General features: G+C 70.9%; 10 protein-coding genes. 4 read left to right on the top strand and 6 right to left on the bottom strand.

Going from position 1 to position 10235, the window contains the following annotated elements; genetic code table 11:
* Positions 1-243: 243 nt before the first annotated feature.
* The 5 genes from D5S19_RS01225 to D5S19_RS01205 all read right to left on the bottom strand — a co-directional run bounded on the left by D5S19_RS01225 (position 244) and on the right by D5S19_RS01205 (position 6066).
* Positions 244-1065 (bottom strand): aldo/keto reductase, encoded by an 822-nt coding sequence (locus tag D5S19_RS01225; protein ID WP_120021477.1) that lies wholly within the window; start codon positions 1063-1065, stop codon positions 244-246.
* Positions 1066-1130: 65 nt separating this feature from the next.
* On the bottom strand, positions 1131-1592 hold the full coding sequence (locus D5S19_RS01220) for a hypothetical protein (protein WP_120021476.1): 462 nt from the start codon (positions 1590-1592) through the stop codon (positions 1131-1133).
* Positions 1593-1621: 29 nt separating this feature from the next.
* Positions 1622-4066 carry a GcvT family protein gene (locus D5S19_RS01215; RefSeq protein ID WP_120021475.1) on the bottom strand — a complete coding sequence of 815 codons (2445 nt, stop codon included), beginning with the start codon at positions 4064-4066 and terminating at the stop codon, positions 1622-1624.
* Positions 4067-4093: 27 nt separating this feature from the next.
* The gene (purU, locus tag D5S19_RS01210; protein WP_233573652.1) at positions 4094-4942 is read right to left on the bottom strand and encodes a formyltetrahydrofolate deformylase; all 849 of its coding nucleotides are present in this window, start codon (positions 4940-4942) and stop codon (positions 4094-4096) included.
* The gene (locus D5S19_RS01205) at positions 4939-6066 is read right to left on the bottom strand and encodes an aromatic ring-hydroxylating oxygenase subunit alpha (RefSeq protein ID WP_120021473.1); all 1128 of its coding nucleotides are present in this window, start codon (positions 6064-6066) and stop codon (positions 4939-4941) included. Before D5S19_RS01205 ends, purU begins: the two co-directional genes overlap by 4 nt.
* A 325-nt stretch (positions 6067-6391) precedes the next feature.
* Here D5S19_RS01205 and D5S19_RS01200 point away from each other — a divergent pair, with 325 nt between their 5' ends.
* Both D5S19_RS01200 and D5S19_RS01195 read left to right on the top strand, forming a co-directional pair.
* Positions 6392-6709 (top strand): bifunctional 3-phenylpropionate/cinnamic acid dioxygenase ferredoxin subunit, encoded by a 318-nt coding sequence (locus D5S19_RS01200; RefSeq protein WP_120021472.1) that lies wholly within the window; start codon positions 6392-6394, stop codon positions 6707-6709.
* Positions 6706-7884, top strand: coding sequence for an NAD(P)/FAD-dependent oxidoreductase (locus D5S19_RS01195; protein ID WP_120021471.1), 1179 nt, complete (start codon positions 6706-6708; stop codon positions 7882-7884). The genes D5S19_RS01200 and D5S19_RS01195 overlap by 4 nt, the downstream gene beginning before the upstream one ends.
* A gap of 27 nt (positions 7885-7911) precedes the next feature.
* Here the strand turns inward: D5S19_RS01195 and D5S19_RS01190 are convergent, their stop codons facing one another.
* On the bottom strand, positions 7912-8358 hold the full coding sequence (locus D5S19_RS01190; protein WP_233573651.1) for a L,D-transpeptidase: 447 nt from the start codon (positions 8356-8358) through the stop codon (positions 7912-7914).
* 174 nt (positions 8359-8532) lie between these two features.
* Between D5S19_RS01190 and lepB the strand changes: the two genes are divergently transcribed.
* On the top strand, positions 8533-9447 hold the full coding sequence (lepB, locus tag D5S19_RS01185; RefSeq protein ID WP_233573650.1) for a signal peptidase I: 915 nt from the start codon (positions 8533-8535) through the stop codon (positions 9445-9447).
* A gap of 107 nt (positions 9448-9554) precedes the next feature.
* A complete protein-coding gene (locus D5S19_RS01180; protein WP_120021469.1) occupies positions 9555-10046 on the top strand; it encodes an ATP-binding protein in 492 nt (163 codons plus the stop codon).
* Positions 10047-10235: the final 189 nt, after the last annotated feature.

Raw genomic sequence — 10235 nt, 5'->3', positions numbered from 1 at the left:
GTCGGTGTAGAGGTCCGTGAAGGGACCCTTCACGGACTCTGAGTCTGTGAAGGGTCCCTTCACAGACCCGAAACCGGTCCGGCGCACGCCACGAGGTGGTCTCACACACCTGCGCATCGCCCACCGCCGGGTCCCCGACCAACTTTGCCGACACCCTGGCCGCAGAGTCCGTGAAGGTGGCCTTCACGGCTGCTGAGCCGGGCAACGGCGGGTCGGGGGGGACCGGCCGCGCGGCAGGTGGTGTCAGATCCGGTCGGGGTCCGGGCCGGTGCGGGTGCCGTCGTCCAGTTCGGCGAGGGCGAGCAGGTCGTCGTCGGCCAGTTCGAAGTCGAACACCGCGAGGTTCTCGCGCATCCGCGCCGGGTTGGCCGACTTCGGGATGGCGATCACGCCGTTGTGCAGGTGCCAGCGCAGGATCAGCTGGGCCGGGGTCTTGCCGTACTTCGCGGCCAGCCCGGTGAGCACCGGTTCGCCCAGCATCCGGCCACGGGCCAGCGGGCCCCAGGCCTCGGTCGCGATGCCGTGCGCGGCGTGGAACTCCCGCAGCGGCACCTGCTGCAGCCACGGGTGCAGCTCCACCTGGTTCACCGCGGGCACCACGCCGGTCTCGTCCAGCAGGCGGCGCAGGTGCGGGATGCCGAAGTTCGACACGCCGATCGCCCGCACCCGGCCGTCGCTGAGCAGTTGTTCGAGCGCGCGCCAAGTCTCGACGTACCGGTCGAGACCGGGTTGCGGCCAGTGGATCAGGTACAGGTCCACGACGCCCAGGCCGAGCGCTTCGGCGCTGCGGTCGAACGCGCGCAGCGCGCTGTCGTACCCGTGCTCGGAGTTCCACAGCTTCGTGGTCACGAAGAACTCTTCGCGAGGGATGCCCGACTCGCGCACCGCGGCGCCGACTTCTGCCTCGTTGCCGTACAGCGTCGCAGTGTCGATGCTGCGATAACCGGCCTCGATCGCGGTCGAGACCACCTTCACCGCTTCGTCGGCGGGCACCTTGTACACGCCATAGCCAAGCTGCGGGATGGTGACGGAGTTGTTCAGGGTGAGCAGGGGCGGCACAGCCATCCGGCAATCCTCACTGCAGCGTCTCGGGGGCACCGCAGATCTTGCCACTCCCCCGCTCGGCGCGCTCACACCCCGGCTGAGCGGGCTTCCCCGGTCACTTGCGCCACACGTTCGGCAAGGTCGTCGAGATCCGGGGCGACGCCGTCCCGCGCCGCCACCGCGACCCCCGCGGCGACCGCGGACGAACGGGCCATCTCGGCCGCCGCACACACATCGGCCCGCGCCGGATGCTCCACAGTGGACACCAGTTGCCCGGCGAGCGCGACCACCTCGCCGGCCGCGCCGACGACCGCCGCCGCGGGTTCGGCCCAGCTGCCGGAGGGATGCGCGACCGCGTGCGCGTCCTTCTCCGCCAGCCGCAGCGCGAGCTGGGTCAGCCGGTCCGCTTCGGCGTGCCCGCCCGCGGCCCGGCTCAGCAGCGCGGCGGCCTGTGCCACGGCGAGTGCCGCAACGGTCGCCCCGGCCGGTCCCGGCACCGCGGGCCGTGCCAGGGAACTCAGGAAATCGCTGACGATCTGGTCCCGCATCGCGGGTGCTCCTCCCGTTCGGCCCCGGGTCACCGGCGGATCCGGGTCATTTCCGGGTCGACCAGGGGTTCTGCGGCCACCGTCGCGGCCACGCGGCGGCCGAAGTAGCCGATCTCCACCGCGTCCCCGACGCCGACCGTGCCGGGCAGCCAGGCGTAGGCGATGGGCCTGCCGACGGTGTAGCCGTAAGCCGCGCTCGTCACGTACCCCGCGGGGACACCGTCGACGAACACCGGTTCCTTCCCGAGCACCACTGTCCGGCCGTCGTCGACGGTGAGACAGCGCAGCCGCCGGGCCGCGGCGTCCTCGCTGCGGCCTTCGATCGCGTCCCGTCCAACGAACTCGCCCTTCGCCGGCCGGACCGCGAAGCCGACGCCCGCTTCGTACGGGTCGTGCTCGGTGGTCATGTCCGTGCCCCACAGCCGGTAGCCCTTCTCCAGCCGCAGGCTGTTGAACGCCGCCCGGCCCGCCGCGATCACTCCGAGGTCCCGGCCCGCGGCCCACAACGCGTCCCACAACCGCAGGCCGTTGTCCGCGTCGGTGTAGATTTCCCAGCCGAGTTCGCCCACATAGGACAGTCGCAGGATGGTCACCGGCACCCCGGCGATCCGTGCCCGGCGGCCGCGGAAGTACTTGAGCCCGGTGTGCGACACGTCCTCCCGCGACAACGGCTGCACGAGATCCCGCGCGAGCGGCCCCCACACGCCGATGCAGCACGTCCCGCCGGTACAGTCCCGGATCCGCACCGTCTCCGGCGCGTGCCCCTGCAGGTAGGCGACGTCGATGTTTCCGTTGATGCCGACCTGGAACAGGTCCCGCCCCAGCCGGGCCACGGTGATGTCGCTGCGCACCCCGCCCGCCTCGTCGAGCATCAACGTGTAGGTGACCGAGCCGACCGACTTGTCCAACTGGTTCGTCGTGAGTCCCTGCAGGAACTCCAGCGCTCCCGCGCCGCTGACCTCGACCCGTTTCAACGAGGTCATGTCGTACAGCGCCACGCCGTTGCGCGTGTGCCAGGCCTCCGCGGCGACGATCGGCGAGTGGAACTGCCCGGCCCAGCCGTCTCGTGCCGGTGGCAGGTAATCGTGCGGCAGATCCTTCAGCAGCGAAGCGTTCGCCTCGAACCAGTGCGGCCGTTCCCAGCCGCCGGCTTCCAGGAAGACCGCGCCCAGTTCACGCTGCCGGGCATGGAACGGGCTCACGCGCAGCTCACGCGGGGAAAGCCTGGGTTGCAACGGGTGCAGCACGTCGTAGATCTCCACGAAGTTCTGCTGGGCGGTTTCCCGCACGTACTCCGGCGCCAGCTGCACGTCCTCGAACCGGTGCAGGTCCAGCTCGTGCAGATCGGTCTCGGCCCGCCCGTGCACGAGGGTCTGGGCGACGGCCTTCGCGATCCCGGCCGAATGCGTCACCCAGATCGCCTCGGCCAGCCAGAATCCGCGCACCTGCGACGACTCGCCGACCAGGGATTGCCCGTCCGGGGTGAACGAGAAGATGCCGTTGAACCCTTCCTCCACCTTCGTCCGGCCCAGCGCGGGCAGCAGCAGCGTGCTCTCCTGCCACGACGGCGCGAAATCGTCCTCGGTGAACGGCAGCATCGACGGCATCGCCGACTCCGTCACCCGGCCCGGTTCGGCGAACTCGTCCACCGGCATCGGGCGATGCGCGTACGAGCCGATACCGATCCGGTCGCCGTGCTCACGGAAGTAGAGATCCTGGTCCTGATGCCGCAGGATCGGCATGCTCGCTTCGCCGGTTTCGGTGTTGCGGCCGCGCAGCTCGGGCAGCCGGCCGGTCTTCGCGTACTGGTGCGCCAGAGGGAGCAACGGCACCGGCATTCCGACCATCTCGCCGATCTCGCGGCCCCAGAACCCCGCGCAGGACACCACGATGTCCGCCAGGACCTCCCCGCCCGCGGTCTGCACGCCGGTGACGTGCCCGTGCGCCTGGAGGATGCCGGTCACCCTGGTCTCGCCGACGAACCGCGCGCCACGGGACTGCGCCCGCCGCATCAGCGCAGCCACCGCACGAGACGCCTTGGCCAGCCCGTCCGTGCGCACGTAGAGCGCACCGTAGAGACGGTCGCTGTCCAGCAGCGGCCACCGCTCGGCGCATTCGCCCGGGTCGATCAGCTCCGCTTCGACGCCCCAGGAGGTGGCCCAGCCCTGTTTGCGCTTCAGGTCTTCCCACCGCGCCGCAGTGGTCGCCACCTCCATTCCGCCGACCTGGTTGAAGCACGGCAGTCCGTCCACCTCCAGCTCCCGCAGCTTCCGCACGGTGTAGGAGGCGAACTCGGTCATCGCCTTCGACGCGTTGGTCTGGAACACCAGCCCCGGCGCGTGTGAGGTGGAGCCGCCGGTCAGCGGCAGCGGGCCCTGGTCGAGGACCGTCACGTCGGTCCAGCCGCGGGCGGTCAGTTCGTCGGCGAGATTCGCGCCCACGATGCCGGCGCCGATGATCACCACACGGGTCATGGGAACTCCCCTGGGATAGCGGAAAAGTCAGCGGAAGACGACGGTGCGGGTGCCGGCCAGCAGAACCCGCCGCTGGCAGTGCCAGCGCACCGCGCGGGACAAGGCGAGCGCTTCGGCGTCGCGGCCGACGGTGGCCAGCGATCGCGGCGAGTGACTGTGGTCCACGCGCTGCACCTCCTGCTCGATGATCGGGCCTTCGTCCAGTTCGGCGGTCACGTAGTGCGCGGTCGCGCCCACGTACTTCACCCCGCGGTCGTAGGCCTGGTGGTAGGGCTTCGCGCCCTTGAATCCGGGCAGGAACGAATGGTGGATGTTGATCGCCCGGCCCTGCAGCTTCTGGCACAGCCCATCCGAGAGCACCTGCATGTACCTGGCCAGCACGACCAGGTCCACGCGGTACTCGCCGGCCAGATCCAGCAGCCGCTGCTCGGCCTCGGCCTTGCCGTCCGGGGTGACCGGCACGTACGCGAAGGGCACCCCGGACGCTTCGGCCATCGGGCGCAGATCCTCGTGATTGGACACCACGAGCGCGATGTCCCCGCCGAGCGACCCGGCGCGCCAGCGGAAGAGCAGGTCGTTGAGGCAGTGCCCGGCCTTCGACACCATCACCAGGATCCGGTCCGGGGTCGGCGCGCAGAACCGGAACCGCATCCCGAAATCCACCGCGACCGGGGCGAACGCACGGTTCAGCTCGTCTGCCGTCAGCTCTGCACCCGCGGTGAATTCGGTACGCAGGAACAGTTGCCCGTGCACGTCGTCGTCGAACTGCTGGTGCTCCACGATGTCGCAGCCGTACCCGGCCAGGAACCTGGTGACCGCGTGCACCAGCCCCGCGCGCTCCGGGCACTGCAGGACGAGCGTGAAGTGCCGCTTCACGGCTGCTCCCCGAGCCGTCCGCGCACCCAGTCGTGGAACAGGCCGATGTGGTGCTCGCTCGGCACCAGCACGCCGCCGCGCGCGTAGCCGCGGGAGCCCATCGCGAGCTGACATCGTTCGCAAGCCTCGAAATCCTGCTGGTTCACGCGGTGGAACAACTCGACCGAGCGGGACAGGTCCACCCCGGAGCCGACCACCTCGGGCAGGTACAGCCAGTCGCAGCGGACCAGCGTGCGGTCCGGGGCGAGCGGGAACATCCGGTGCAGGATCACGTGATCGGGCACCAGGTTCACGAACACCTGCGGCCGCACGGTGATCGCGTAGTACCGGCGGTCCTGGTGCGCGCCCACCCCGGGCAGCCGGTCGACGCCGGCGCTGCCGTCCACGGTGAACCCGGCGATCTGTTCGCCGAACTCCGCGCCGTGGCCCACGTAGTACTGCGCGGCATAGCCGTCCGCGAACTCCGGCAGCACCTCGGTCAGCTCCGGGTGGATCGTGGCGCAGTGGTAGCACTCCATGAAGTTCTCGATGATCTGCTTCCAGTTGGCCCGCACGTCATACTCGATCCGGCGGCCCAGCTCCAGCCCCTCGATCCCGTACGCCTCGATCTCCCCCGGTCCGCCGAGCCGCGCGCTCACGTCCGCCATCACGGTGTCCTCGAACGACGGCGGCTCCTCGGCCAGGCACACCCATGCGTACCCGAGCCATTCGCGCAGCGCGAGCGCGGTGAGCCCGTACTCGGTGCGATCCACATCGGGCATTCCGGTGAGGTTGGGGGCGGCGATCAGCTTCCCGTCCAGCCCGTAGGTCCAGGCGTGGTACATGCACTGGAAGGCGCGCTTGACCGAGCCCGTCTCCTCGGTGCACAGCCGCGCCCCGCGGTGCCGGCACACGTTCAGGAACGCCCGCAGCCGCTGGTCCCGGCCCCGGGCGAGCAGCACGCTCTCCCGTCCGATTTGGACGGTCTCGAAGTCGCCCGGCGCGGCCAGATCGGCGCTGCGCACCGCGCAGAACCACTCGGTTTCGAAGATCCGCTCCTGCTCCCGCGCGAAGATCCCGGGGTCGGTGTAATGCCGCCCGGGCAACGTGGGCAGCAGGCTCTGCGGGAGGTCGGTGGTGGTCACCGGCGGTGCTCCTCTCGGAAGGGGCCGGATCGGCGGAGGCGGGCGACGCCCGGAGACGAACTGCAGTTGTTGCGCATGATGCGCTGTGTTGCTGTGCCCGGAACACGATGCGGCGACGGACGGGCGCTGTCAAGCCGTGACCCCCGGCCGTCACCCGATCACCGGAACCGGCCTCCGACCACGGGTTTCCCCCTCGGTTCCCGGCCACAAAACTCGTCCCCCGAAGCCCTTGACGGCACTCCGCGCACGCTCCACACTCTGTTGCGTATCACGTTCGTTGTTCCTTAATACGCAACAAATCCCACTCCTTTGGTCGGAGGACAAGATGCTGCGCGCGTGCACAGTGGACGAGCTGCCCCCGGGTGAGTCCGTCCGGATCGCGGGGCCCGAGCCCATCGCCGTGTTCAACGCCGACGGCGAGTTCTACGCGATCAGCGACACCTGCACCCACCAGGACGCCTCGCTCGCGGACGGCTGGCTGGAGGGCTGCTTCGTGGAATGCCCCCTGCACGCCGCGCTGTTCGACCTGCGTACCGGCATGCCGAGCTGCCTGCCCGCCAAACAGCCGGTGCGGACCTACCCGGTGCTGGTGGACGAGGGCGTCATCTACGTCCGGGCCGAAGCGGCCGAGGACGCCGCGTGAAGACGGTCGCGATCGTCGGCGCTTCGCTGGCCGGCGCCCGCGCCGCCCAGGAACTGCGCGCACAGGGCTTCGACGGACGGGTCGTCCTCATCGGCGAAGAGCCGCATCTCCCCTACGACCGGCCACCGCTGTCCAAGGCTTTTCTTGCCGGCACTGCTTCGCGGGAATCTCTGGAACTGCTCGACAGCGACGATCTCGGCAGCCTGGAGCTCCGGCTCGGCACCCGCGCCGAACGTCTCGACGCGGCCACGGGCCGACTGGTCCTGTCCGACGGGGAAATCGCTGCGGACGGGGTCGTGGTCGCGACCGGCGGCCGTGCCCGGAGGCTGCCCGGCACCGAGTCCGTCCGCGGGGTGCACGTGCTGCGCACCCTCGACGACGCGGTGGCGCTGCGGGAGGAACTGGTGCCGGGCGCGCGGGTGGTGGTCGTCGGCGGCGGGTTCATCGGCGCGGAAGTCGCGTCGACGTGCCGCACGCTCGGGCTCGACGTGACCGTTCTCGAAGCGCTCGAAACCCCGTTGGTCCGGGTGCTCGGACCCATGCTGGCGCAAGCCTGCGCGCGGCTGCACGAGCGGCACGGCACGACCTTGCGCTGCCACGCCGCCGTCGACGGGCTCGACACGCGCGCGGACGGAGCCGGACGCCGGGTGACCGGCGTCCGGCTCGCCTCCGGCGAGACCCTCCCGGCCGACGTCGTCGTCACCGGGATCGGCATGGTGCCCGCGACGGAGTGGCTTTCCGGCTCCGGCCTCGCCGCCGACGACGGCGTGCCCACCTCCGCCGGACTGGTGACCGAGCTGCCGAACGTGGTCGCGGTCGGCGACGTCGCATGCGCCTCGACAGGGACCGGGCGGCGGCAGCGGCACGAACACTGGACCAATGCCAGTGAACAGGCCCCGGTGGCGGTGGCGAACCTGCTGGCCGGACACGTCGTACGCGAGTACCAGCCAAGTGGTTACGTATGGTCCGACCAGTACTCGGGCACCCTCCAGCTGGCCGGTCACCCCGAACCGGGCGACGAGCTGGTGGTCACCGAGGGCACCGCGAGCGACGAAGCCTTCGCCGCGACCTTCCGGCGCGACGGCCGCACCACCGCGGTGTTCGCGCTGAACCTGCCCCGCGCCTTCACCCGGTTGCGGCGCCAGGCCTTCCGCCGGCCGGCGGCGGTCGCCTGATCCGCGCTGATCGTCCGATGTGGACGGTCAGCCCACGACCTCCACGATGTCGCTCGGGCGCAGGTAGTCGAAGAAGGCCACCGCGTCCTCGTGCGAGAGGTGCACGCAGCCGTGCGACTGGACCTTCAGGCTGCCCTCGTGGAACGCGACGCCGGTGGTGGTGAAGAACACCGAGTACGGCATCGGCGCGTTGTATTCCTTGCTGTGGTGGTGAAGATCCTTCCACTGCACGGTGAAGGTCCCGGTCGGGGTCAGGTGCCCCGGCCGCCCGACGGTCACCGGGACCGCGCCGCGGACCACCTTCCCGCCCTTCATCAGCCACGCCTTGTTCGCCGACAGCTTCACGCACGCCTTGGCCTTCGCGCTGCACGGCGCGCCCGCCGCCTCGGCCGTGCCCGCGAACCCGATCGTCGCGGCCGCGGCCACCGTCGCGACCGCCGCCGCCAGCAGCGCGGTGATCTTCCGGTCTCTCACCCTGTCTCCATCCCGCCCGGACGGCCGTCCCCGGCCGTCGTGATCATGACCTGCCCCCATACGGCCGCCGCCACACCGCCGCAATCGACCGCCCGGCGCCGTCCGGTCCACTGTGGAGACACGCACCGCACCGCCGCGGCGACGCACCGTAGGGGAAGTCGGTAGCCTAGCGTGGTGGCAGACCTCTTCCCCCGTGACCCCGAGCCCGCCGGAATCGGACCGGAACCGCGCGAGCGGCCCGATCCCGGCGGCGCGAACGCACCCGGCGAAAGCGGCCCGGACGGCACGAACCGGAAGCGGGCCAAGCGGAAACGCCCGTTCTGGCAGGAGCTGCTCATCCTCGTCGGCGCCGCGCTGGTGCTCACCGTCGTGGTCCAGCAGTTCGTGGCGAAGGTGTTCCTGATCCCGTCCTCCTCGATGGAGACGACCCTGCACGGATGCGACGGCTGTTTCGGGGACCGGGTCCTGGTGGACCGGATCACCTACGACTTCACCGATCCCGAGCCCGGCGACGTGGTGGTGTTCCGCGGGCCGCCGTGGTGGACCTCGGCCGAGTCCGCGCCGCGGCCCTCGCCCGGGTTCCTCGCCGGGCTCGGGCAGGGGCTCGGTTCGCTGATCGGCTTCGCCTCCCCGGACGAACGCGACTTCGTCAAGCGGGTGATCGCGGTAGGCGGGCAGACGGTGCAGTGCTGCGACGCGCGGGGCCGGGTGCTGGTCGACGGGAAGCCGCTCGACGAGCCCTATTTGCATGGGATCGACCCGGCGAATCCGGTGCAGAGGCCGTTCGCGCCGGTCACCGTGCCGCACGGGAGCCTGTGGGTGATGGGCGACAATCGCAACAACTCGTGCGATTCGCGCTGCCAGGGCGGCGGGGGCACCAACGGCACGGTCCCGGTCGACGAGGTGATCGGCAAGGCCCGGCTGATCGTGCTGCCGCCTTCGCGCTGGGGTGTGGTCAGTGCGCAGGATCCGCAGCAGGCCGTGGCCCTCGGCGCGCCCGGATGGCAGCAGGGACTTCCCCTCGCCGCCGGTACCGCGCTCGCCTTTCCGGCGGTCGCGGTGAGTCGCCGGGTCGGGCGGCGGCGCTGAGCGGGGCGCCCGGTCCTGCCCCGCCGTGAGCGGGCGTATCCACGGTGGCATGATGCCCGCACGGTTCCCGGTCATCCGGGCCGCGGGCCGACGAGGAAGGGTGACGCTTGAGCACGCGCACGACCCAGGTGGACGACCTCCGGCTGGTGGCGCAGCCGAGCGCGGTCTCCTGTACCGAACTGTTCGTCCGGCTGCTCCTCACGGACTGGTCCCTGCAGTCCGTGCTCGACGAGGCCGCCGCGACCGCGGCGCATCTCGTCGGCGAGGTGGTCGACCAGAGCCATCCGGCCAGGCCCGCGTTCCTCACCGTGCGGCTGCGGCTGCGGGGCGATGTGCTGCTGGTCGAGGTCGAGGACGATCTGCTCGCCCCGCGAGCGCCGCGCGACGAGCGGATCGGGGTCCGGCCCGGTCCCGGCGGCGGCCGGGTGAGCTGGTGCGAGGTGTCGCTGCCGGGTGGGCTGACCGCGGGCGAAGTACGGCTGCCGCACCGCCGCGACCGGCGCACGCTGGTCGACGAGCCGGTCTCCGGTGACCCGGTGGGTGCCGATCCGGAGGTGCTCGAACGGCTGCTCAACCGGCTCAACGGCTGGTCCGGCTGACACGAGCGCCGAGTACGTCGGTGACCACACCGCGAGGAATGGATGTGCTGTGAAGGGTCCCTTCACAGCCTCTGAGTCCAGGGCCCCGGCAAAGTTGGTCGCAGACCCGTGATCAGCAGAGAGAGCCGTGGCTGCCCGACCGGTTTCGGGTCCGTGAGGGTGCCCCTGACGGACTCAGAGTCCGTGAAG

Source organism: Amycolatopsis panacis (assembly GCF_003600245.1).
GTDB lineage: Bacteria > Actinomycetota > Actinomycetes > Mycobacteriales > Pseudonocardiaceae > Amycolatopsis > Amycolatopsis sulphurea.
This window is presented reverse-complemented; position numbering and strand designations above follow the sequence as displayed.

Coding starts and splice junctions, on each gene's coding strand:
- D5S19_RS01215 (WP_120021475.1), bottom strand. CDS start 4,066: ATGACCCGTGTGGTGATCATCGGCGCCGGCATCGTGGGCGCGAATCTC.
- D5S19_RS01220 (WP_120021476.1), bottom strand. CDS start 1,592: ATGCGGGACCAGATCGTCAGCGATTTCCTGAGTTCCCTGGCACGGCCC.
- D5S19_RS01200 (WP_120021472.1), top strand. CDS start 6,392: ATGCTGCGCGCGTGCACAGTGGACGAGCTGCCCCCGGGTGAGTCCGTC.
- D5S19_RS01225 (WP_120021477.1), bottom strand. CDS start 1,065: ATGGCTGTGCCGCCCCTGCTCACCCTGAACAACTCCGTCACCATCCCG.